This is a genomic window from Gemmiger qucibialis, assembly GCF_027689445.1.
GTDB classification, from domain to species: Bacteria; Bacillota; Clostridia; order Oscillospirales; family Ruminococcaceae; genus Gemmiger; species Gemmiger qucibialis.
On sequence record NZ_JAQFEN010000001.1, the window covers coordinates 289,050 to 313,427 of the forward strand.

18 protein-coding genes and 1 tRNA gene are annotated in these 24,378 nt (G+C 56.1%); 6 read left to right on the forward strand and 13 right to left on the reverse strand.

All coding sequences use genetic code 11. The annotated features are described in order from the left end of the window. From potA to PG062_RS01340, 3 genes are all read right to left on the reverse strand, one after another. A complete protein-coding gene (gene potA / locus PG062_RS01330; protein WP_114000503.1) occupies positions 1-1,041 on the reverse strand; it encodes a spermidine/putrescine ABC transporter ATP-binding protein in 1,041 nt (346 codons plus the stop codon). 977 nt (positions 1,042-2,018) lie between these two features. Beyond that, complete coding sequence (locus PG062_RS01335; protein ID WP_114000578.1) at positions 2,019-3,440, reverse strand: glycine--tRNA ligase; 1,422 nt, start codon at positions 3,438-3,440, stop codon at positions 2,019-2,021. Positions 3,441-3,786: 346 nt separating this feature from the next. After that, entirely contained in the window at positions 3,787-4,020 is a 234-nt protein-coding gene (locus tag PG062_RS01340) for a hypothetical protein (protein ID WP_114000577.1), read from the reverse strand. Between the two features lie 180 nt (positions 4,021-4,200). Here PG062_RS01340 and murC point away from each other — a divergent pair, with 180 nt between their 5' ends. Beyond that, on the forward strand, positions 4,201-5,577 hold the full coding sequence (gene murC / locus PG062_RS01345; RefSeq protein WP_270750723.1) for a UDP-N-acetylmuramate--L-alanine ligase: 1,377 nt from the start codon (positions 4,201-4,203) through the stop codon (positions 5,575-5,577). A gap of 787 nt (positions 5,578-6,364) precedes the next feature. Here the strand turns inward: murC and PG062_RS01350 are convergent. Beyond that, positions 6,365-8,656, reverse strand: a complete 2,292-nt coding sequence (locus tag PG062_RS01350) for an ATP-dependent Clp protease ATP-binding subunit (RefSeq protein WP_114000575.1) — start codon at positions 8,654-8,656, stop codon at positions 6,365-6,367. 434 nt (positions 8,657-9,090) lie between these two features. Here PG062_RS01350 and PG062_RS01355 point away from each other — a divergent pair, with 434 nt between their 5' ends. The 3 genes from PG062_RS01355 (at position 9,091) to asnA (ending at position 14,029) form a co-directional block, all read left to right on the forward strand. Further along, positions 9,091-10,830 (forward strand): ABC transporter ATP-binding protein, encoded by a 1,740-nt coding sequence (locus PG062_RS01355; RefSeq protein WP_270750724.1) that lies wholly within the window; start codon positions 9,091-9,093, stop codon positions 10,828-10,830. Then, on the forward strand, positions 10,827-12,599 hold the full coding sequence (locus PG062_RS01360; protein WP_270750726.1) for an ABC transporter ATP-binding protein: 1,773 nt from the start codon (positions 10,827-10,829) through the stop codon (positions 12,597-12,599). Before PG062_RS01355 ends, PG062_RS01360 begins: the two co-directional genes overlap by 4 nt. A 419-nt stretch (positions 12,600-13,018) precedes the next feature. Next, the gene (gene asnA / locus PG062_RS01365) at positions 13,019-14,029 is read left to right on the forward strand and encodes an aspartate--ammonia ligase (protein ID WP_114000572.1); all 1,011 of its coding nucleotides are present in this window, start codon (positions 13,019-13,021) and stop codon (positions 14,027-14,029) included. 246 nt (positions 14,030-14,275) lie between these two features. Here asnA and PG062_RS01370 read toward each other — a convergent pair whose 3' ends face one another. Continuing rightward, positions 14,276-14,578 carry a DUF6514 family protein gene (locus PG062_RS01370; protein ID WP_270750728.1) on the reverse strand — a complete coding sequence of 101 codons (303 nt, stop codon included), beginning with the start codon at positions 14,576-14,578 and terminating at the stop codon, positions 14,276-14,278. A 257-nt stretch (positions 14,579-14,835) separates the two neighbouring features. Between PG062_RS01370 and PG062_RS01375 the strand changes: the two genes are divergently transcribed. Beyond that, positions 14,836-15,312, forward strand: coding sequence for a helix-turn-helix domain-containing protein (locus PG062_RS01375; RefSeq protein ID WP_114000570.1), 477 nt, complete (start codon positions 14,836-14,838; stop codon positions 15,310-15,312). 66 nt (positions 15,313-15,378) lie between these two features. Here PG062_RS01375 and PG062_RS01380 read toward each other — a convergent pair whose 3' ends face one another. Beyond that, positions 15,379-15,543 (reverse strand): hypothetical protein, encoded by a 165-nt coding sequence (locus tag PG062_RS01380; protein WP_270750729.1) that lies wholly within the window; start codon positions 15,541-15,543, stop codon positions 15,379-15,381. Positions 15,544-15,559: 16 nt separating this feature from the next. Here PG062_RS01380 and PG062_RS01385 point away from each other — a divergent pair, with 16 nt between their 5' ends. Beyond that, on the forward strand, positions 15,560-16,663 hold the full coding sequence (locus PG062_RS01385) for a hypothetical protein (protein ID WP_270750730.1): 1,104 nt from the start codon (positions 15,560-15,562) through the stop codon (positions 16,661-16,663). Positions 16,664-16,827: 164 nt separating this feature from the next. Here the strand turns inward: PG062_RS01385 and PG062_RS01390 are convergent. The 7 genes from PG062_RS01390 to PG062_RS01420 form a co-directional block, all read right to left on the reverse strand. Further along, positions 16,828-16,903 (reverse strand) — tRNA-Thr (locus tag PG062_RS01390). A gap of 226 nt (positions 16,904-17,129) precedes the next feature. Further along, positions 17,130-17,996: a 16S rRNA (adenine(1518)-N(6)/adenine(1519)-N(6))-dimethyltransferase RsmA gene (gene rsmA, locus PG062_RS01395; protein ID WP_270750731.1), complete on the reverse strand. Its 867-nt coding sequence runs from the start codon at positions 17,994-17,996 to the stop codon at positions 17,130-17,132. 172 nt (positions 17,997-18,168) lie between these two features. After that, entirely contained in the window at positions 18,169-19,383 is a 1,215-nt protein-coding gene (locus PG062_RS01400; RefSeq protein ID WP_270750732.1) for a S41 family peptidase, read from the reverse strand. Positions 19,384-19,620: 237 nt separating this feature from the next. Beyond that, positions 19,621-20,853, reverse strand: coding sequence for a murein hydrolase activator EnvC family protein (locus PG062_RS01405; RefSeq protein ID WP_270750734.1), 1,233 nt, complete (start codon positions 20,851-20,853; stop codon positions 19,621-19,623). Between the two features lie 79 nt (positions 20,854-20,932). Then, positions 20,933-21,829, reverse strand: coding sequence for a permease-like cell division protein FtsX (gene ftsX, locus PG062_RS01410; RefSeq protein WP_270750736.1), 897 nt, complete (start codon positions 21,827-21,829; stop codon positions 20,933-20,935). Between the two features lie 13 nt (positions 21,830-21,842). Next, the gene (ftsE, locus tag PG062_RS01415; RefSeq protein ID WP_114001187.1) at positions 21,843-22,601 is read right to left on the reverse strand and encodes a cell division ATP-binding protein FtsE; all 759 of its coding nucleotides are present in this window, start codon (positions 22,599-22,601) and stop codon (positions 21,843-21,845) included. Positions 22,602-23,193: 592 nt separating this feature from the next. Further along, positions 23,194-24,279: a PucR family transcriptional regulator gene (locus PG062_RS01420; protein WP_270750739.1), complete on the reverse strand. Its 1,086-nt coding sequence runs from the start codon at positions 24,277-24,279 to the stop codon at positions 23,194-23,196. Positions 24,280-24,378 lie beyond the last annotated feature (99 nt).

The window sequence follows — 24,378 nt, forward strand, 5'->3', positions numbered from 1 at the left end:
TCACACCTCCTCGCGGGACATGATGTGAATTTCATCCGGGCCAATGTTCATGCCGATCAGCTCGCCCGGCTGGCTGGCCTGGGTGGAGTGGATCAGCCATTCTTTGCCTTCCACGTCAACGTGCATTTCAAAATGCACGCCCTTGAAGATCACCTCGCGCACAAGGCCGGTCAGCTTGCCGGCGGACGGCGGAACGATATCCACGTCCTCCGGGCGGACAACCACCTGCACCGGCTCGCGCGGCTTAAAGCCGCGGTCCACGCAGGCAAATTCCTGCCCGCCAAAGCTGACAAGGAAGTCTTTTTCCATAATGCCGTCCACAATGTTGGAATCTCCGATGAACTTGGCAACAAAGGCATTGCGCGGCTCGTTATAAATATCCTGCGGGCTGCCGATCTGCTGGATGTTGCCCTTGTTCATGACAACAACGGTATCGGACATGGTCAGAGCTTCTTCCTGATCGTGGGTAACGTACACAAAGGTAATATTCATCTCACGCTGCAGGCGTTTGAGTTCCAGCTGCATTTCCTTGCGCAGCTTCAGGTCCAAAGCACCAAGCGGTTCGTCCAGCAGCAGAACACGGGGCTGGTTGACCAGGCTGCGGGCAATGGCCACGCGCTGCTGCTGGCCGCCGGACAACTGGTTGATGCTGCGGCGCTCAAAGCCGCGCAGGCCCACGGTTTCCAGCATTTCCAGCACTTTGGGGCGGATGGTTTCCTCCGGCAGCTTTTTCAGCCGCAGGCCAAAGGCCACATTTTCGTACACGTTCAGGTGCGGGAACAGTGCGTATTTCTGGAACACGGTATTCACCTGCCGCTTATACGGCGGTACCGAGGCGATATCCTTGCCATCGAAAAAGACATTGCCCGATTTTGGGGTAATAAACCCGGCGATCACACGCAAGGTGGTTGTTTTGCCGCAGCCGGAAGGGCCAAGGAACGTAACAAACTCCTTATCGTGGATGTCAAGGGAAAGTTCGTCCAGGATTCTTTCCCCGTCAAAATCGACGACAATGTCTTTCAGTGATACAATTTCATTCATTTTTACTGCATCCCCCTTTGCGGAATTTAGTCCCACCTCGGGCCTCCTTGATGCCGGCTCGCCGGCTTTTCCCGGTGGGTCAGCGCCAATTATGCCGCCCCGCAAAAGGTTTGTTACACCACCGCAAGCGCGGCAGCTGCAGCAGCACATACAACGCCAATGTGTTCTGATGTTTAACAGATGCAACACACAAGCTTCATTATACATTGTTTTGGGGGGCTGTCAACAATTATTTCACATTTTTCCGGTTTTTTACATGGGAATGACAAAAAGTCAGCTTGTTTTCTGTCTTGCTCCACCGTTTTTTCCCTGTCCGTCCGGTATTATCCCCTGTTCTCCCGCTGCCGTCTGCATCAAAATTAACAGGTGTCGTTCGCAGTTATTTTTGTCATTTCACACCATAGAGGCGCGCATTGTGCGCCCGCGACCGTTTACAATATTTCAGGGTAAAATGCCACTTTCTGCCCGCCATGCAGGCCGATGACGAGCATCGGCCCCTACAAATAAATTTTATGCCCGGTGCTTTCCCTGTAAGGTAAGTAACCCCATTATTTCTGCCGGGCAAAATGCAGATTTTTAAGGCAATACCGCATAATTCTAAGTGCCGATACGGCGAGCGAGGTGCGGCAGCTGCTAAGCCAAAAGCGCAGATAATACTGGATGCTGCAAAGGTGAGCGCCGCCAGTGGCGGATGCAGCGAACCGAAGCAGGGGCAGCGGTCGCAGAGTGCGAGGGGCTTTTGCCCCCGAAGCACGATGCGGGTACCGCAACCCGACATTATCGAGCATTTTGGCAACGCAGATGCCGTGCCGCAGCTGCCGGAGCGGTGCTTAAGCCGTAAGGCGGGAATTGTGCGGTGTTGCCTTAATACCAAAAATACCCGTACAGCTTTCAGGCTGTACGGGTATTTGCATTTTATTGGTGATTCAGCAGTGTTAAATTCAGCAGTGCTAAGTTTTCAAATTGCCCTAAATCGCTTAGAAAGCGACCTTCTTGGCAATGTATTCTTTCAGCTCGCTGATGGGCATACGGATCTGCTCCATGGTGTCGCGGTCACGCACGGTCACGCAGTTATCGGCTTCCACCTTGTCATCGCCGACAGTCTGGAAGTCCACGGTGATGCACAGCGGGGTGCCGATCTCATCCTGGCGGCGGTAACGCTTACCGATGGAACCGGCATCGTCGTAATCCACCATAAAGTCCTTGGCCAGCTCATTGCGGATCTCCATGGCCTTATCGCCCAGCTTTTTGGACAGAGGCAGCACAGCGCACTTGAACGGTGCCAGGAACGGATGCAGGTGCAGCACGGTGCGCACATCCTCCTTGCCCTTGGAGTCGGTCAGATGCTCTTCATCATAAGCTTCGCACAGGAAAGCCAGTGCCACACGGTCACAGCCCAGGGAAGGCTCAATGACATAAGGAATGTAATGCTCGTTGGTTTCGGGGTCAAAATATTCCAGGCTCTTGCCGGATGCTTCCTGATGGCGGCCCAGATCGTAATTGGTACGGTCTGCAATGCCCCACAGCTCGCCCCAGTCGGTGAACGGGAAAGCGTACTCGATATCGGTGGTTGCGCGGCTGTAGAAAGCCAGCTCGGCAGGCTCATGGTCGCGCAGGCGCAGGTTTTCCTTGTTGATGCCCAAGGACAGCAGCCACTTTTCGCAGTAATCTTTCCAGTAGGCGAACCAATCCAGGTCGGTGCCCGGCTTGCAGAAGAACTCGCATTCCATCTGTTCGAACTCGCGGGTACGGAAAGTGAAGTTGCCCGGCGTGATCTCATTGCGGAACGCCTTGCCCACCTGGCAGACGCCAAACGGCAGCTTGCGGCGGGTGGTACGCTGGATGTTGGCAAAGTTGACGAAAATGCCCTGTGCGGTTTCGGGGCGCAGATAGCAGGTAGAGGAAGAATCCTCGGTTACGCCGATGGCCGTTTTGAACATCAGGTTAAACTTGCGGATGGGGGTAAAGTCATGCTTGCCGCACACAGGGCAGACAACTTCAGGATGGGTGGCAATAAATTCATCCATCTGGTCAAAGGTCATGCCGTCCACATCCACGTTCTGGCCCTGCTCGCAGTCGGCAATCAGCTTGTCCGCACGGTTGCGGCTCTTGCAGGCGCGGCAGTCCACCAGCGGGTCGCTGAAGTTGCCCACATGGCCGGTGGTGACCCAGGTCTGCGGGTTCATCAGGATAGCGGCATCCAGGCCGACGTTGTAGGGGCTTTCCTGCACAAACTTTTTCATCCATGCTTTTTTGACGTTGTTTTTGAACTCAACGCCCAGGGGGCCATAGTCCCAGCTGTTGGCAAGGCCGCCGTAAATTTCGCTGCCAGGGTAGATGAAACCACGGTTTTTGCACAGGTTGACGATCATGTCCAGGGTCTTTTCGCTGTTCTTCATTTTCTAACTCCTTCCGCATGGCTGGCTGCCACACAAAGCGATTTAACCGGCGCACGGTGCGCCGTCAGGCCTTTATTATAGCACGGGCCGCGGGCAGTGGCAACACTGCCGCCAAAAAAGCCGGAACAAATTTGGCACAACTGCTGAATTATGGCAATACCGCATAATTCTAAGTGCCGATACGGCGAGCGAGGTGCGGCAGATGCTAAGCCAAAAGCACAGATAATACTTTGTGTATTATCGAGCATTTTGGCAACGCAGATGCCGTGCCGCAGCTGCCGAAGCGGTGCTTAAGCCGCAAGGCGGGAATTGTGCGGTGTTGCCTAATATCAATGCTCTCTGCACGTCACAAAATTTCAGCCGCAATCTGCCTGGCCAGCTGCAGCACCATTTTGCGGTCCCGCAGCGCGGGGTCCGCTGCAATCAGGCGCTGCAATTCTTCCCGCACGCGGGGGATTTTGCGCGCTGGAATGCCAATGCGGGCCATTTCTTCCACACTGATGGGCAGCACGATGCTGCTGTCCGCCTTGCCGCGGAACGGCTGCGGGTTAGTGCCCCAAACAAAAAGGTGATGTTTCATTGGGTACCTCCTGGATGCCTTTGGGCTGACATTTTTGGTTATTATAGCAGAAATTTTCAAAAAAGTGTTTATTTTGCAGCGAAAAACCTTTATAATATAAAAATCATAGCGCCATGCGCCAAACGAACTGATTGCCAGGCTGGCAGCTGCGGCTGCGCCTGATTTTTTGAGGTGAAACTTATGTCTTTTATCGACAGCTATAATCCCCATTTGCTTGATGGTGTGCAGCATGTGCATTTTATCGGCTGCGGCGGTTCCGGAACCTATCCCCTGATCCAGATCCTGCACAGCCGCGGGCTGACCATTTCCGGCAGCGATGTGGAAGAAACCAAGATCACCAAGGCCGAGCGCGCCATGGGCGTGACAGTATATCTGGAGCATGACGCCGCCCATTTGGGCGATGCCCAGCTGGTGGTTTACAGCGCCGCCATCCATGATGAAAACCCTGAGCTGAAAGCTGCCCGCGCCCGCGGCATTCCCGCCGTGGAGCGCAGCGTGATGCTGGGTTATGTCAGCCGCATGTATTCCCACAGCGTCTGCGTTTCCGGCACCCACGGCAAAACCACCACCACCGGCATGATCACGACCATGCTGGAACTGGCCGGCAAAGACCCCGCCGCCGTAATCGGCGGCAAGCTGCCACTGATCGGCGGTTACGGCAAAGCTGGCCACGGCGATGACGTTGTGATCGAAGCCTGCGAATACAGTGAGACCTTCCTGCATCTGACCCCGTTTATGGGCGTTATTTTGAACATTGATAACGATCACCTGGAGTATTACGGCACGATGGGCCGCCTGAAGATGGCGTTCCAGAAGTTTGCCCTGCTTTCCCGCACGGTCGTGTTCAACATGGACGACCGCAACACGGTGGATGTGGTCAACTCCATTGACCGCCCGGTGTTCTCTTTCGGCATCAATGAGGAAGCCCGCTTCCGCGCAGTGAACATTCAGGAATACCGCCCCGGTTTCTATGAATTTGACGTTCTGGAGCTGGGCGAGCAGTTTGCCCACATCAAGCTGGGTGTTCCGGGCTACCACAACATTTACAATGCGCTGGCCATGTGCTGCTGCGTGCGCCCGCTGGGCCTGCAGCCCGCCGATGCCGAGCGCGCCGCGGCAGAGTTTCACGGCACCGGCCGCCGGTTTGAGATTAAGGGCGAATGCAACGGTGCCCCCGTGGTAGATGATTATGCCCACCACCCCACCGAGCTTGCCGCCACCATGGCAACCGCCAAAAAGATGGGCTACAAGCGCATTATCGCTGTGCACCAGCCGTTCACCTACAGCCGCACCAAGGCCCTGATGGATGACTTTGCTGCTGTGCTGCGCCAGGCCGACCAGTGCGTGCTGCTGCCGATCATGGGCAGCCGCGAGGTTGACGACGGCAGTGTGAAGAGCGAGGACCTGGCTGCCAAGATTCCCGGCAGCATTGTGGTTGACGGGCTGGAAAGCGCTGCCAACTGGGTCAAGCAGAACGCCCGCGAAGGCGACCTTGTGGTTTGCATGAGCTGCGGCGATCTGTACAAAGCCTGTGATATGATGGTGGGCAAGGCGTAAAATTTATGCTGCGCCACCATGCCGTTATCGCTATATAGACGCTAGTATCCCATAAAATAATAATATCTGCCTGTTTTCCCGGTATGATGCGGGGAAGCGGGCAGATTTTTTGTTGGTGTATTCCGTTTTTATTTTTGGATTGCATTTAAGGCAACACCGCACAATTCCCGCCTTGCGGCTTAAGCACCGCTCCGGCAGCTGCGGCACGGCATCTGCGTTGCCAAAATGCTCGATAATACACAAAGTATTATCTGCGCTTTTGGCTTAGCAGCTGCTGCACCTCGCTCGCCGTATCGGCACTTAGAATTATGCGGTATTGCCTTAAGGCGTTTTTCTTCGTGTTTTGGTTTCCAATATTTGCAGCGTTCCGGAACGGTCAAGACCGTTCCCTACAGAATGTTTTGGAGCGCATTGCTAACTTGCAAAATATCCGTAGGGCGCTGCGCCCGCAGGCGCGTTTCGGAGGCCCGCTTGACGGGCAATGCCCGTCAGTTTGCAAAGCAAACCCGCTCGTGCAGTTGCAAAACCCACTGGGTTTTGCATTGCTCACCATCACATTTTCGTAAACTTAAATGCGACCTTCTGGCTCGCAATCCTGCAACCGCCGCCAGGCGGCTCTTAGGCCGGAGATGGATGCCCTCATCCCGCCGCGGAGAAACCTTGCCGACTGCACATTATATTTTGCAACACCTCTAAACCCCATTTGTAGGGGCCGATGCTCGCTATCGGCCCGCCGGGCTGATTGCACTGCTCCCTGTCCACTGACCACTACCCACTATCCACTCTCTCACGATGCGCACGCCGCCACATCCCCCATTGTCAGGGTAATGTGTCCGTCCGGAGCGGCATCCGCCACAAACAACACGCCGGGGCGGGCGGTACCGGCGGCAATGCGGTCGGCCAGGGCCTGCTCCACGGCGCGGCTCACCTTGCGGCGCAGCTCCCGCGCACCATAGGCGGGTACGGTATCACCTGCCAGCGCCGCGGCAGCCGCCGGGGTATGGCGCAGGGTGTAGCCCTGGCGGGCGGCGCGTTCTTCCAGCTCGCAGAGCAGGCGATCCGCGATCGCGGCCAGCTGGGCGGGGCCAAGCGGGTCGAACAGCACCACATCGTCCAGGCGGCCCATCAGCTCCGGGCGGAAATAATCTTTGGCTTCCTGTAATGCCTTTTTGCCGCGGCGGGCGGTTTCTTCGGCGGCAGCGCCGAAGCCCAGCGGGCTGGCCTGCCCCGCCAGGCAGCGCGCCCCCAGGTTGGAGGTGAGCAGAATGATCGTGTTGGAAAAATCCGCCTTGCGCCCCTGGGCATCGGTCAGGGTGCCATCTTCCAAAATCTGCAGCAGAATATTCTGGATATCGCTGTGGGCCTTTTCAATTTCATCAAACAGCACCACGCTGTAGGGGCGGCGGCGCACGGCTTCGGTCAGCTGGCCGCCCTCATCGTGCCCCACATAGCCCGGCGGTGCGCCGATCAGCCGTGCCACCGTGTGCTGCTCCATATATTCGCTCATATCAAACCGCAGCAGGGCTTTTTCGCTGCCAAACCAGCTTTGGGCCAGGGTACGGGCCAGTTGGGTTTTGCCTACGCCGGTGGGACCTAAAAACAGCATTGCGCCAATGGGGCGGCCAGCTTCCCGCAGGCCGGTGCGGCTGCGCCGGATAGCCGCCGCCACGGCATGCACCGCGCGCGGCTGACCAATCACCTGCGCGGCAAGGCGGGCTTCCAGCTGGTCCAGGCGCACACGCTCCGCCTCCCCTACCCGCTCGGCGGGCACGCCGCTGGCCTTGCCCACCACCTTGGCAATTTCCGCCGAGGTCAGCACCGGCATTTTGCTGCCTGGCAGCATGGATTGCTCCCCGCCTGAAATCCGCAGCGCCGCGGCGGCTTCGTCCAACAGGTCAATGGCCTTGTCCGGCAGGTAGCGCCCCGGCAGGTAGCGCACGCTCAGCTCCACCGCGGCGCGGATCGCCTCCTGCGGGATGCGCACCCCGTGGTAGCGCTCATACCGGGGCATCAGGCCGGTTAAAATTTTTTCCGCCTGCTGTGGGGCCGGTTCCTCAATATTCACCATGCCAAAGCGGCGGTCAAGGGCGGAGTCCTTCTGGATGGTCTTGCGGTATTCCTCCGGTGTGGTCGCACCGATGAGCTGGATTTCCCCGCGGGCCAGCATCGGCTTTAAGATACTGGCCGCATCGATCGCGCCTTCCGCCGCACCGGCCCCGGCGATCACATGGATCTCGTCAATAAACAGAATGGTGGAACGGTCGCGGTAAAGCTCTTCCAGCAGGTTTTTGAACCGCTCCTCAAAATCGCCGCGGTACTTGGTGCCCGCCACCATGGACGCCATATCCAGCGCCAGCACCCGCTTGCCCTTTAAGCTGGGCGTTACCTGCCCGGCGGCAATGCGCTGGGCCAGGGCTTCGGCCAGGGCGCTTTTTCCCACGCCCGGCTCCCCCAAAAGGCATGGGTTATTCTTTTGGCGGCGGCACAAAATTTCGATCATGCGTTCCAGCTCATCATCCCGGCAAAGTACGGGATCCAGCTGGCCTTCCTGCGCAAGGCGGGTCAGGTCACGGCCATATTTCTCACTGGGGCGGCTGCCGCGGGTACTGCTCATGCGGGGGCTGCTGGGCAAAACCAGCTGGCCGGAAAGCTGGCGGCATTCCCGCGCGGCGCGTGGAACTTCCAGCCCAAGGCCCGCCAGCCACACGCTGGCCGTGCAGGCGGTATCTTCCAGCATGGCACAGAGCAGGTGTTCGTTCTCCGCTTTGTTCACGCGGGCGGCATGGGCCCCCAGAACAGCGAATTCCAGCGCCTTGCGGCTTTCGGGCGCAAGGTCCCGGCCGCGCAGGTGCAGCGGGCGGCCCGTGCAGGCCCGCTGGGAGGCACAGGCCGAAAGTGCCGTTACCGTGATCTGTTTGCGGCGCAGAAACTCCACCGCAGTGCCCCGCCCGGTTTGCAGCATGGCAAGCAGCAGGTGCCCGGTATCCACCGCCGTACACCCCTGCCGGCCTGCGATGGTGATCGCGGTGGCGACGGTGCGCCGTGCGGCGCGGGTTAAACCTTTATGATAATAAAACATAGTGACCTCTGCCCTCCTACATGTTGCAGCGTTGCGGGTTACCCCACTGCAAGTATAGGCGGGCAGGGTGCAAATAATCATCGAAACCGGGCAAGGCGCTGCCATCCGGCCTGTTTTTGTGGCTGGCCGCAAAAAATATTGGTTTCATTGGTTTTATTGCGTTTTTCAACTTGGCATTTAGACGCATCTGTTGTATGATTAAAGAGTATGCTCTGTTTTAGGGCAATACCGCATAATTCTAAGTGCCGATACGGCGAGCGAGGTGCGGCAGATGCCAAGCCAAAAGCGCAGATAATACTTTGTGTATTATCGAGTATTTTGGCAACGCAGATGCCGTGCCGCAGCCGCCGGAGCGGTGCTTAAGCCGTAAGGCGGGAATTGTGCGGTGTTGCCTTAGGCATATAATTTGATATTACAAAAAGGTTGGTGCGTTCATGCGGAACATGCTGCGGTTTTTGAAAGGATACGAGAAAGAATCCATCCTTGCCCCGCTGTTCAAAATGCTGGAAGCCTGCTTTGAGCTGTTGGTTCCCCTTGTGGTGGCCAACATCATTGATGTGGGCATCAAAAACGGGGATTTGGCTTATATTGGCAAGCAGTGCGGCTTGATGGTGCTGCTTGCGGTTGTGGGTATGGCATCCAGCCTGACGGCGCAGTATTTTGCCGCCAAGGCCGCGCTGGGCTATGGCACGGCGCTGCGCGGGGCGCTGTTCCGCCACATTGATACCCTCTCTTACACGGAGCTGGACGGCATCGGCACGCCCACGCTGGTCACCCGCATCACCAGCGATGTGAACCAGCTGCAAAACGGCGTAAACATGACGCTGCGCCTTTTGCTGCGCTGCCCGTTTATTGTCATCGGCGCGCTGATTCTGGCGTTTGTCATCAGCCCCACCATGGGGTTCTGGTTCGTGCTGGTCACGCTGGCCATCTCGCTGGTGGTCTGGCTGATCATGCGGGTGACGGTGCCCCAGTACCGCGCCGCCCAGAATACGCTGGACAAAGTGACCCTGCTGACCCGCGAAAATTATGTGGGTGCCCGCGTGGTGCGCGCCTTTGCACGGCAAGATGACGAAATTGCGGATTTTACCGCCGTGAACGACAAACTGAAAACTTTCCAGCTGACCGCCGGGCGCATTTCCGCTTTGATGACCCCGCTGACCTATCTCATCGTCAACCTGGGCGTGATCGCCATCCTGATGCGCGGCGGGCTGCAGGTAAACAGCGGCGCGCTGACCCAGGGCGAGATCATTGCCCTAATCAACTATATGAACCAGATCCTTATCAACCTGCTGCGCATTGCCGATCTGGTGGTTTCTGTCACCCGCGCACTGGCCAGCGGCATCCGTGTTTCGGAGATTCTGAACACCAAATCCACGATGACCGACCCCGCCGCGGCCGCCCTTGCCCCGGCAGTGGGCGCCCCGGCCGTTGCATTTGACCATGTGGGCTTTACCTACCACGGTGCCGGTGCCCCCAGCCTGACGGACATCAGCTTTGCCGCCCAGAACGGCCAGACCATCGGCGTGATCGGCGGCACGGGCAGCGGCAAATCCACCCTGATCAACCTGATTCCCCGTTTTTATGACTGCACCAGCGGCAGCGTTGAACTGTTTGGCCATGCCGTGCAGCAGTACGGTTTTGCCCAACTGCGCCAGATGATCGGCATTGTGCCGCAGCGCGCCGTGCTGTTTACCGGCACCATCCGGGACAACATGCAATGGGCCTGCCCCGATGCCACCGATGAGCAGATCTGGCAGGCCCTGGAGATTGCCCAGGCGGCGGACTTTGTGCGCGGCAAGCCCAAAGGGCTGGATGAACCGGTGGAGACCGCCGGGCGCAATTTCAGCGGCGGCCAGCGCCAGCGCCTGACCATTGCCCGCGCGCTGGTGCCTCACCCCCAGGTACTGATTTTGGACGACAGTTCCTCCGCACTTGACTTTGCCACGGACGCTGCTTTGCGCAAAGCGCTGAAAGAGCAGACCCATGGCATGACGGTATTTATTGTTTCCCAGCGTGCTTCCGCTGTGCAGCGTGCGGACCGCATTCTGGTGCTGGATGACGGCAATCTGGTTGGCAGCGGCACCCATGCCAACCTGCTGAAAACCTGCGATGTTTACCGCGAGATCTGCCTGAGCCAGCTGAGCCGCGAGGAGGTGGAAAAGACCTTATGAGCAATGCAAAGAAAAAGCGTGTTTCCCTGCGGGGCAGTAAAGGCACCATTCAGCGCGTGTTAAAGCTGATCCAGCCGTACCGCGGTTTGGTGCTGTTCACCCTGCTGCTTGCCGCCGTTACCGTTCTTACCACGCTGTACGCCCCCATTCTTTCGGGCCGCGGCGTGGACCTGATTGTGGGCCAGGGCAATGTCAACTTTCCTGCCCTGGGCAAGATTGCCATCCAGTTTGGCGTTACCGTGTGTATCACCTCCATCTGCCAGTGGCTGATGAACATGGTGAACAACCGCATCACCTTCCAGGTGGTGCGCGACATCCGCGTGCAGGCGTTCCAGCACATGGAGATTTTACCCCTGAGCTATATGGATGCCCACAAGCCCGGCGACACCATCAGCCGCATTAACACCGATGTGGAGCAGTTCAGTGACGGCCTGTTGATGGGCTTTACCCAGCTGTTCACCGGCATTCTGACCATTGTGGGCACTTTGGGCTTTATGCTTTCCATTGACTGGCGCATTACCCTGATCGTTGTGGTTCTCACCCCGCTTTCCATCTTTGTGGCAAAGTTCATTGCAGAGCATACCTATGATATGTTCCGCGTACAGAGCGAGACCCGCGCCGAGCTGACCGGTCTGGTGGATGAGCTGATCGGCAACGAGCATCTTGTCCGCGCCTTCGGTTACGAAAGCCGCGCCGAGGAGCGCTTTGACAAGATCAACGCCGATCTGCAGATCTGCGGCGTAAAGGCCACCTTCTTTTCCTCCATCACCAACCCTGCCACCCGCTTTGTCAACGCGCTGGTGTATGCGGCGGTCGGCGTGGTGGGCGCGCTGGTTGCCATTGGCGGCGGCATTACGGTCGGCGAGCTTTCGGTTCTGCTGAACTATGCCAACCAATACACCAAGCCGTTCAATGATATTTCCGGCGTTATGACCGAGCTGCAGAACGCCCTGGCCTGTGCGCAGCGTGTGTTCGACTTTATTGACGAAGACCCCATCCTGCCCGATGCCCCCGATGCCGTTACCCTGCCCCACGGTGCAGGCAGTGTGGAGTTTGAGCATGTCAAGTTCCGCTATGTGCCGGATGTGCCCTTGATTGAAGACATGAACCTGCGCGTTCAGCCCGGCCAGCGCATTGCCCTGGTCGGCCCCACCGGCTGCGGCAAAACCACCCTGGTCAACCTGCTGATGCGCTTTTACGAGATCAACGGCGGCACCCTGAAGGTGGACGGCCACCCCATTGGCACCGTAACGCGGGATTCGCTGCGCGGCAACCTGGGTATGGTCTTGCAGGAAACCTGGCTGAAAGCCGGTACTGTGGCAGATAACATTGCTTACGGCAAGCCGGACGCCACCCGCGAGGAGATCATCGACGCCGCCAAGCGTGCCCGCGCCCACAGCTTTATCTGCCGCCTGCCCCAGGGCTATGATACCGTAATTGCCGAGGACGGCGGCAACATCAGCCAGGGCCAGAAGCAGCTGCTTTGCATTGCCCGTGTTATGCTGCGCAAGCCGCCCATCCTGATTCTGGACGAAGCAACCTCCAGCATTGATACCCGTACCGAAGTGCTGGTTCAGGATGCCTTTGAGGAACTGATGAAAGGCCGCACCAGCTTTATTGTGGCGCACCGCCTTTCCACCATCAAAAACGCCGATCAGATCCTTGTGATGAAAGCCGGCAACATTATTGAGCGCGGCACCCACGAGGAGCTGCTGGCTAGGGGCGGCTTTTACGCCAACCTGTATGCAAGCCAGTTTGCCAAGGCGTAACGCCTGCCCCGCTGCATAACCCCAACTAAGGCAACACCGCACAATTCCCGCCTTACGGCTTAAGCACCGCTCCGGCAGCTGCGGCACGGCATCTGCGTTGCCAAAATACTCGATAATACACAAAGTATTATCTGCGCTTTTGGCCTAGCAGCTACCGCACCTCGCTCGCCGTATCGGCACTTAGAATTATGCGGTATTACCCTAAATATCAAATGGCCCGGCTGCAAATGCAGTGCGGGCCGTTATTTTTAGTTTTGCTGTATATCCTGTACGTCATCGGCGAATTTTGTTTGACGCAGACGGACGCAGGGATTATAATAAATGCGGTGTAATTTGCCGGAATTTGTCACAGCCTGGCGTTCCGGCTCAAGGTGCAGTCATACGCTGCCCTGCAAGTAGAGAGGAAAAGAGGAATATTTATGTCCAAAACGTCCATTCCCAAAAACTATCATGATCTTTTGGGCCTGTACGATACCCAGCGGGCCATCGGCATCATCAAAACCATCTTTCAGGAAAAGCTGTGTGCCGCCCTGCACCTGAAGCGCGTTACCGCCCCGCTGTTTGTTTTGAACGGCAGCGGCCTGAACGATGATCTGAACGGCGTGGAGCGCCCCGTCAGCTTTGATGTACCCTGCCTGGATGAGCGCGCTGAGGTTGTGCACAGCCTGGCCAAATGGAAGCGCTATGCCCTTGCTGAGTATGGGTTCCGCCCCGGCCAGGGCCTTGTGACCGACATGAACGCCATCCGCCGCGACGAAGAGCTTGACAACCTGCACAGCATTTATGTAGACCAGTGGGACTGGGAGAAGGTCATCACCGCGAAGGACCGCACCTTGCCCTTTTTGCAGGAAACCGTGCGCGATATTGTGGATGCCGTTTGCTCCACTGCGGACGAGCTGCGCTGGAAGTTCCCGGAGCTGAAAGCCATCCGCCTGACCCGTGAGCCGACCTTTATCACCACCCAGGAGCTGGAAGACCTGTACCCCGACCTGACCCCCAAAGAGCGCGAAAACGCCTTTACCCGCGCCCATGGCACCGTCTGCATCATGCAGATCGGCGGCCAGCTGAAAAGCGGCATCCGCCACGATGGCCGTGCCCCTGACTATGATGACTGGACGCTGAACTGCGATATTCTGTTCTGGCACAAAGCGCTGGGCTGTGCACTGGAGCTTTCCAGCATGGGCATCCGTGTGGACCCGGCCGCCATGACCCGCCAGCTGGAAGCCGCAGGCTGCCCGGAGCGTGCGGAACTGCCGTTCCACAAAATGCTGCTGGAAGGCAAGCTGCCCCTGACGATGGGCGGCGGCATTGGCCAGAGCCGCCTGTGCATGTTGCTGCTGGGCAAGGCCCACATCGGCGAAGTGCAGGTCAGCCTGTGGGATGCTGAGACCAAAGCCGTGTGCGAGCGCGCTGGTGTGCAGCTGCTGTAATATTTGCAGTGGGCGACCTTCTTGATGCCCCGGACAAGCTGTTACGGCTTTGGGAGAATATATAAGTGACCTGCCCAAAGTGCTTTGCAGGTCGGCCATCTCCGCCTGAGAGCTGTCCCTGCGGTCCGTTTTGCCTCAAAGGCATCCCCCTTCTCCAAACGAATCAGTCGCCCAAAATAAAAACGTAATCCCTCGGATTCTATACGATCCGGGGGATTTTAACATTTCTGCGGCAAGCCAGGCCCTCTATGGCCAGGAACAAGGGTCTGCCACAAAATCTTCAATTACATCCATCAAATGGATGGGTTCCAGCTGCCCCTGTGTGCACAGCTGCGCCAGGCGCTGTGCCTGTTGGGTATTGGTGCAAATATCTGGGACAAATGCAATCTGCCGCCAGCCATCCGGTGCCCGCTTTTGGGCCGCAATTCCAAAAGCAGTATAGCGGCCAAGTTCACAGCTGAACAGGGTTTGTTCCACCGCAAGATACTGGTAAATCGTTCTCGGCCCCCTTCCACAGCCCAAACAGTTTCCCCACCATACCGCAGACATCCATTTTTTAACAGTTCTTACAATTCTTGACAAATTATAAAAGTCATATTAAAATAGTGGCATGTTTTGCGGCACATTTCGGGATGCTTCCTGCCGGGGGATCACGTTGCCCTTGGCAGCGGTGGGGTCTTTCCTGTTTCCCCATCGCCTTATGGAAACATTATGTGAATTGTAGCAGAGGCTGCCGGAATTGTAAACCATCAAATCTGAGAAACGCCCTTTTAGGCTTTCCCAGATTTGGGAAATGGAGGAGGTTTATGCAAGAATCTATTGTGGAAACGTTGAAAAATATGAAATCCGAACAAAACCTGACCCTGCAGCAAATCTCCAGTGCAAGCGGGGTGCCCCTCAGCACCGTAAACCGCATTTTGAGCGGCCAGACCGAGAATCCCAGCTTCCGTGATGTCGCCGCGATCGTTGCCGCCATGGATGGCTCGCTGGATGCGATCACCGGCCTACAAAAGTTGGAGAGCGAAAACGGCCAGTTGCTGGATTCCAACGTGATGCAGCTGCTGCTTTCCATGCAGAACTATTATGCCAAAACCCTGGACGCCGCCCGTCAGCAGTACATGCGGGAGCTTGAGAACAAAGACAAGCAGTACCGGGATATCCTTACCGATAAAAACCGCTGGCTGCGCCGCATGTTTTTCTGCCTGATCGGCATGCTGGCTGTCATCTCGTTTTTGCTCATCGTTGATTTTATCAACCCCACCATTGGCGTTTTCCATACCTGAGCCATTCGGCGGCCTGCCTTTTGCAAGGCGGCGTTCTTCCCTGTCTATATCTCACTTATCCCTGTTTTATTTTTCGGTACCGGCGGTGTACCTGCTTTCACCGCCGGTGCCTTTTTTCATCCTTTTTGCTCCGCAATGCCTTGACGAAAGCCCTGATTTTTTCGTATAATAAAAAGGTTGTCGCCCAATAAAAACCTTTGCGGCGGGCGGCGGCAATTCATTGTAATTCATTGGAGGGTATCACGTTTTGAGCTTGAACACTGAAACTTTGAACACGATCCTTGCCCCGTATATCCGCAGCCTGACCGATGGCGAAACCGCAGAAAATGGCGTTTGGGAAGCCATCAACTGCTTTGGTACAAACTGGGATATCGACGCGGTGGATTTTCCCGCCATGTTTGCCCAGGCCACACAGCAGGCCCGTGCCGTGATGGACACGCCCGCCCTGCAGCCCATTGGCGGCATGCAGGCCCTGATGATGCGCCCCACGGAAGTTGAGCTTGTGCGCGAGTGTTTTCGCTGGCTTTTCAATGATGATGACGGTGACCTGAAAAAACGCCAGGGCCGCGTGGAAATGTTTGCCGACCAGGTCAACGGCCGTTTCCGCCGTTGCCTGCCGCGCATGGCCAAGTTCACTCAGACAGCCGGCAGCGCCGCGCTGTACCTGAGCCTGCTGGAGCCGGAGGATAACTACTTCTTTGTTCCCGCCGAAGCCAAAGCCTGGGCCGCCTATTTCGGCTATGACGAAGACTTTGGCACCGGCGCGGCCTTTAGCCTGACCCAATATTACGCCATGTGCGATGACCTGCTGAACGAGCTGCCCAAATACGATGAGCTGACCCGCCTGCACACCGAGCGGCTGAAAAACACCATGCACGGCATCAATGACCAGCTGCATCTGCTGGTGTATGATATCATGCACAGCGCCTATGTAAACGGCTATTACCCCAAGGGCTTTTCCCGCACGGCAACCGCCAAGGAACGCACCAAGGCCGTGAAACAGAAAGCCGAGCGCGCCGACCTGTGCATGCAGATCGCCGAAAAGGAGCAGAAATTGCAGGAGCTGCTGGCAAGCCCCACTGCCCTGCCCGACCTGACCGGCTGCGAAGTAACCCACAAGATGTTCGGCGTGGGCAAGGTACTGCCCTCTACGGATCAGTTCCTGGTGATCGACTTTAACGGCCAGCAGAAAAAGTTCAGCACCACCACCTCCATGACCAGCGGCTACCTGACTGCCAGCGACCCCGCCGTGATGGAGCAGATGCAGGACTACCAGGCATACACCAAAGAAAAAGACCAGTTGGAAAAAGAGCTGAAAACTATGAAGAGCAACTTGCTCAATATGGGCTAAGATCTGCTTCCCGTATTTGCCATTCAGTCCATCTCATTTTCCTGAATATACCGCCCCCGGCTCAGGGCTGACCCTGTGCCGGGGGTACTTTTTACCTTTTTGTGCTACAAAATATAGGATTGATACAAAAATATCCCGGCAGTTATAAAACTGCCGGGATATTTTGGAGCTGGCGACAGGAATCGAACCTGCAACCTGCTGATTACAAATCAGCTGCTCTGCCAATTGAGCTACGCCAGCACGGCTAAGAAATCCTTAGGTTGCATCTGAAAAGTCGAAAATATCGTCTATTTCTACAAACGTAGCCGGATTTTGCGTGAAAGAGCCTTAAATCCTGCTTGTGTTTGCGAAATATTCGTCATTTTCTTTGTTTTCAGATATACCTTGGGAATACCTAAGTATTCTAGCACATGTTGCGGCACCTTGTCAATGCCGAATTATGGGGCAGTAGCGCTCCGAACGGCGCTTATTCTGCCGTGGCCAGGGCGGCCTGCAGCGCGCAGTAATCTTCCAGCGTCAGCTGCTCCGGGCGCAGGCGGATATCCAACCCGGCGGCCTGCAATGCAGCGTTCACTTTAGCTTTGGAGATGCCCAGGCCGTTCGCCACGGCATTAGCCGCGGTCTTACGCCGCTGAGAAAATGCTGCCCGGATCAGGCGGAACAGCCCGGCTTCGTCCCCGTTGGGCGGGGTAACAGGCGGTGTGGTGTGGACATCCAGCTGGATGACCGCGCTGGTCACTTTGGGGGCAGGGTAAAAGCTGCCCGGCTGCACAGTAAACAGCAGCTTGGGTTTGGCGTAATAAGCCACCGCATAGCTGATTGCCCCCGCCTCACGCGTGCCAGGGGCGGCACACAGGCGCTGTGCAGCCTCTTTCTGCACCATGACGGTAATGTTGCGGATGGGCAGTTTTTCTTCCAATAAGCGCATCAGAATGGGGCTGGTGATGTAATACGGCAGATTGGCGCAGACGGCAACGGGCTTATCACCAAATTCTTCCGCCAGTAGGGTGCGCAGGTCCACTTTCAGCACATCTTTCAGCACCAGCTTAAAGTTCTCGTACTCGGCCATTGTCTCGGCCAGGATCGGCGGCAGGCGCTTGTCCACTTCGATCGAAACTACCTTATCCGCGCGTTTGCACAGCTGCTCTGTCAGCACACCGATGCCGGGGCCGACTTCCAGCGCACCCCAGCCGGGGCCAATGCCGGCGGCTTCCGCAATGCGGGGGCAGATGCCGGGGTTGATGATAAAGTTTTGGCCGAACCCCTTGGAAAGTGCAAAGTCGTGCCGTGCGCACACATCACGAATGGTGGAAAGGTCCGTCAGGTTTGGCATGGGGCTGGCACTCCGTTTCTTCTTATACTGTGTTTAGGGCAATACCGCATAATTCTAAGTGTCGATACGGCGAGCGAGGTGCGGCATCTGCCGGAGCGGTGCTTAAGCCGCAAGGCGGGAATTGTGCGGTGTTGCCTTAGGGTATATCTCAGGCTGGGTCTCCCCTGCCCGCTTACTGGCCATTGGCACCGGAAATGGCATTGATAGCCTTGGCGATCTGGGGGTCGTTATCGACAGTAAAGTCGTAATAGCTGCTCTGTTCATCGTTGGTCAAGCTGGCGTCCACATCCGGGGTCAGGCCGGTGCCGTTCCAGTTTTTGCCCTCATTATCCAGCAGAATGCCCACGGTGATTACCACCGCGCTGCCGTCCGAAAGGCTCTGCGGGTCGCTGAGCAGAACACCTTTGCCCGCCGTGGTGCTGCCCACAATGGTGGCCCCGGCCATTTTACGCAGAGCGTTGGCAAACAGCTCCGCACCGGATGCCGTGCTGCCGTTGACCAGGCAGACCACGGGCAGGGTGATCTCGTTTTCGTCAGACATACGCAGGTCTGTCACATTGCCGCCCTTATCCTGGCTCTGGGCAATCAGACCGGAGGGCACGCAGTAATCTGTGGCAACAAGGGCAGCGTTCAGGTTTTCGCCGCTGTTATCGCGCAGGTCAAAAATCAGCGAGGTAGCCCCCTGGTTGGTCAGGCTGTTGACAGCATTGCGGAATTCCACCGCCGTGCCTGAGGTAAAGGAATCAATACGCAGGTAGCCAACGCCGTTATCCATCAGGCGCACCGTGCTGATGCTGGGGGTGGTATAGTTGGCGTGGATAATTTCAAAGCTCTGCTCTTCCCTCAGGGGGGTCAGGTATTTGATGTTGACGGTGCTGCCTTCCTCCCCCAACAGGGCGGAGGTCATGGCGGCGGTATCGCTCATGCTGCGGGTGCTGGTATCGCCGATAGCGGTGATAAAGCCGCCGACTTCCAGACCAACGTTGGTAGCGGGGGTGTTATCATACACACGGATGATGCGCGCATAGCCGGAGGACGGATCCTTGACAACGGCAACGCCAATGCCCATCAGGCGGCCATTGGCAAGACCGACTCTTTCACTGTAGGCCTTGGCGGAATAATAGCGGGCGTACTGGTCGCTGATGCCCAGCATATAGCCGGATGCAATGGTATCGTTCAGCGTATCATCGTTGATATCAAAGTACTCATTGGCGCGCACATAGCGGTCCACTTCGGACAGCTTGTTATACATGCGCTCCTTGTTTTTAACACTGGAAACCGTATTGTTGAACATGTTCATGGATACGGTCATGGTCATGGAAAAGGTCACGGCCATTGCAATCAGCGTGACGGTTGCGGCCACACCAAGACTGACTTTTTTGCTCATAGCGAAAATGTGCTCCCTTGCGTAAAAGTTGTGCGTTGCTGCCGGATCAAAGCAGTGCCATAAACGCCGTTGCGGCAAGGCTTGCCACCATCAAGACGGCGATCACCAGGCAGACAATGCGCACAACAAGCTTATGTTTTTGCTGGTTCATCGAAATTGATCTCCTTCAGGCTGTCAGGCCTAAGGCATAACTGAAAATAAAGTGTCGGCTGGCGCTTTTTCAGCTACACCATAACATTAGTGCGGAACATAGTTCAGCGGGTTGGTGCGCGCACCGTTCACACGCAGTTCCAGGTGCAGGTGGTTGCCGGTGGAGTTGCCGGTGGTGCCAACATGGCCGATGACATCCCCCTGCGAAACGTTCTGGCCCACACTGACCGGCGGGGTGCTGTTCATGTGGGCGTACAGGGTAGCATAGGTGTTGCCCTGGTCATCGGTGCCGTGGTAAATCATGACATAGTTGCCATAGCTGTAGTGCCAGCCGGACACGGTGACAACGCCGCTTGCCACAGCGCGGATGTTGGTGCCGCCGGGCGCGGCAAAGTCAACGCCCTTGTGGCCGCCGCTGCCATACTGGCAGGAGATATACTTATAGCTTGGCAGCGGGCAGATAAAGTTCAGCGAGCAGCTGATGGGCGCATTGGCGTAGTTCCTTTGGGTCTGGGCAATCAGAGATTTCAGGTAAGCGTCATATTCATCAGCAGCCTTATCGAACTCTGCCTGTTTATCACTCTTGGCTTCTTCCAGAGCCTGCTCCTGCGCTGCGGCGGCGGAGATGCTGGCATCCTGGGCCTGAATGTTGCTGGCCAGCTCCTGGGTTTTGCTGTCCAGCTGGCTTTTCTGGTTCTGCAGCTCTTCTTCGTCCGCTTCCAGCGATGCCTTCGCTTCTTCCAGCTGGGTGCGCTCGTTGGTCAGCTCAATGCCCTGCTGTTCCAGATCCTCGCAGGCCTGGGTGTTGGCATCCGAAATATCCTGCAGCACCTGGTCAAAGGTCAGCAGCTGATAAATGTTTTCCGCCGTGGAAAGCAGCGCAATACCGCCGCCCTGGTCCAGCATCTGCATACTGACGACCTGCTCTTTATATTTTGCCCAGCGGTCATCGTATTCTGCCTGCTTCTGGTCAATTTCAGCCTGCTTATCGGTGATCTGCTGTTCTTTTTCCACGATCTGTGCGCTGATATCATCAATTTGGTCATTCAGCGCATTGATCTGGCCCTTGATGGTGTTTTTCTCCTGCACAAGCAGCTGTTTTTGCTGCTCGGCTTCGGCTTTATCGCTGGCAACGTCTTTCAGCTGCTGGCGGATCTGGTCCAGTTCCGACTGCAGCTCGTTCTTTTTGTTTTCCAGCTCTTTTTGCTTATCATCGGCATGGGCCGGCATGGCAGCATTCAGGCACAGCGCCGCGGCAACCACGGCAGCCATCAGCGCAGCCCCTGCGCGCCGCACATTGCGGCGGATGGCAATGGACATTTTCAACTTTCCCCCTTTGGTGGGATGCGGGTAAAACGGGTTTTGGCGGTTCAAAAAGCTCAAGGCAAGCGCCGGGTGCTCAGACCTGCAGATGTTTGCGGATGCTGGTTGCAGTGCCAATGCCGCACAGCACAAAGCCAAACAGCATAAAGCCCAGCACAACATAATACCACAGGTCCTGCAGCGGCAGCAGTGTGCCGCCAAACATTGTCGTCAGGTTGGTGGGGTTCTTGCCGTACCATTCATACACGGCATAGTATCCGCCGCACACAATGGCGGAAGCGATCAGCGCGGAGATCAGGCCGGAGGTAACACCCTCCACAAAGAACGGGAACCGGATAAAGCCGTTGGTTGCACCAACCAGCTTCATAATGCCAATCTCCTTGCGGCGGTTGAACACGGTAATTTTGATGGTGTTGCTGATGACCACCACGCTGACGATGGCCAGCACGATGACCAGGCCATAGCAGACATAAGTAACCGCCTTTTGCAGCGAAACAAACAAATCTGACATGGCCTGCGGCGAGTTGACCGCGCGCACGCCGTCCACATTCTGTAATGCTGCGGCCACGCTGGAGATGTTGGCCGGTTCATCGGCACGCACCACATAATTGGCCAGCAGCGGGTTATCGTTCTGGAACATCTCTTTCAGGTTGGTGTAGCCTTCCAGGCGCTGGCTGTACTTGTCCAGCATCTGGTCTTTGGAGATGAACTCCACCCCGGCCACATGCGGAATGCTGCGGATGGCTTCCTCCACGGCGGCGGTATCAGCGTCATCATTGATGAACGCAACCGTTTCGTTCTGCTCACCGATATAGGCCACCATGGAATCAATATTAGCGCCGAACAAAAATGCTGCGCCAACCAAAATCATACAGACGATCAACACGCCCATAGAGGCAAGCGTCATCATTTTGTTTGCCTTGAGGTTATGCAGGCCCTGCCCCACGAGGTAGGTAAAACTGGAAAAACGCATGGTCTACCCCTCCTTAATCCTCATACTCGTATTCATCATCGTTCTGGCGGGCAGCAAGCCATTCTTCGTACTCCTGCGCCACTTCGGGGTGGGCGGTATCAGATGCCACATGTCCGTTGGCCAGCGTGATAATTCGGTTGTTATACTTGGCGGCCAGCTTGTGCACCAGCTCATGCTCATGGGTAACAACCACAACGGTGATATGCACTTTATTGATGGCCTCGAACAGCTGCATGATATCCATGCTCATTTCGGGGTCAATGTTGCCGGTAGGCTCGTCCGCAATGATCAGCTTGGGGCCATGGGCCAGGGCGCGGGCCACGGCAACGCGCTGCTGCTCGCCGCCGGAAAGCTCATCCGGCAGGCGGTCCATCTTATCCTCCAGGCCAACCAGGCTGAGGGCGAACGGTACACGGTTCTTGATGGTTTTGTTATTGATGTTGGTCACGCGCATGGCAAAAGCCACGTTCTCGTACACCGTCATGGTGGGGATCAGGCGGAAATCCTGGAACACCGCGCCCATCTGGCGGCGCAGATAAGGCACCTTGCGGCGCTTGATGGTGGTCAGGTCCTGATCGTTGATATAAATTTTGCCCTCGGTGGGCTTTTCTTCCATCTGGATCAGTTTGAGGAATGTGGATTTGCCCGCGCCGGAATGGCCCAGGATAAAAACGAATTCCCCTTCATCAATGTGGATGTTGATATCTTCCAACGCCACATTTTCATCATTTTGGGTTTCATATACTTTGGTAACATGTTCAAAATCGATCATGAATGGCGCTCCTAAAGCAATACAGCACTTCCCGGCCATGGCGTGCAAAATGGTACACTACACCCCAGGGCAAAACGATACATTTAATAATGTACCATAGGAAGCCCGCCCCGTCAAGATTCCGTGCAGCGGGTGCCTTGTGGAATATATCGCATTTTCGTCAATTTTGTGTCTTTGGGCAATTTGTGGAAACTTTGTAAATTTTACGGCCTGTGTGGGCTGTGTATGGCTATAGACTTGCCTTTATGCTTAGGCAATACCGCACAATTCCCGCCTGACGGCTTAAGCACCGCTCCGGCGGCTGCGGCACGGCATCTGCGTTGCCAAAATGCTCGATAATACACAAAGTATTATCTGCGCTTTTGGCTTAGCATCTGCCGCACCTCGCTCACCGTATCGGCACTTAGAATTATGCGGTATTGCCCTTATTCATCCGCCCCTTTTTCCGTTCTCCCCTCTCCTATTTTTCTTCATCCATCCGTTTTGTTTTCCTGCATTCCACTTATCCGCTCATCTTCTCTTCCAGCAAACCTGCAACAAAAAAACGCGCCCACCAAGTAGGGGGGCGCGGAAAAAGCGCTTATAGGATATTTTAGTAACGGGCAGGGTCAGAGGAAAGATACTTTTTGACCATCAGGGCTACCTTGAACACAATCGCATCGTCAAACTTGCGCAGATCCAGGCCGGTCAGCTTCTTGATCTTTTCCAGGCGGTAAACCAGCGTGTTGCGGTGCACAAACAGACCGCGGCTGGTTTCGGAAACGTTCAGGTTGTTCTCAAAAAAGCGCTGGATGGTGAACAGCGTTTCAGAGTCCAGCGAATCAATGCTGTCCTGCTTGAATACTTCGCGCAGGAATGCTTCGCACAGGGTGGTAGGCAGCTGATAAATCAGGCGGGCAATGCCCAGGTGATCATAGCTGATGACCTGCTTTTCGGTATCAAATACCTTACCAACTTCCATGGCGATCTGCGCCTCCTTAAAGGAGGAGGCCAGATCCTTGATGTTGTTGATGGGGGTGCCGATGCCGACAACTGCCTTGATATAATGTTCGCCCTGCAGGGTATCCACAATGGAAGCTGCCAGCTTTTCCATATCGCGGGTATTGTTATCAGGGCGGATTTCTTTCACCAGCACGGTATCTGTTTCGCTGATGTTGAACACGAAGTCTTTCTGTTTATCCGGGAACAGGCTGCTGACCACATCATAAGCGGAAATATCATTGCCGGAGGTAACGCGGATCAACAGAACCACGCGCTGCACATCCGAAACAAAGTGCAGCTCCCGCGCTTTGGCGTAAATATCACCGGGCAGGATATTATCCAGCACCACATTCTTGATGAAATTGGTTTTATCAAACTTTTCATCGTGGTACTGCTTGATGCTCTGCAGGCTGATGGACAGCAGCGAAGCAAACTGGGCGGCAGTGGGATCGTTGCCTTCCACAAACACAGCATAATCGTTATGTTTTGCGTTGGAGAACTGGTGGTAGGCATAACCGTCCTTTTCAAAGGCATCCCCGGCCGTCAGGCGGGCAACAGCAAAGCCTTCCCGCATTTCGCCGATCTGCCCCAGCTCGGAGCAGGCGATGACGGCTCCCGTTTCGTCCACCACGCCTACCACGCGGTCGATCGCGTCCTTCATCTGGTAGACCACGTTCTGGAATACCCTGTTTGCCATAATACTGCCTCTCCTTCATGTTTATATGCAAATTGACAATGGCCGAACAGAAGCTCCCATCGGCTCATTGCTGTTATTTTGACACAAATAGATTTAACT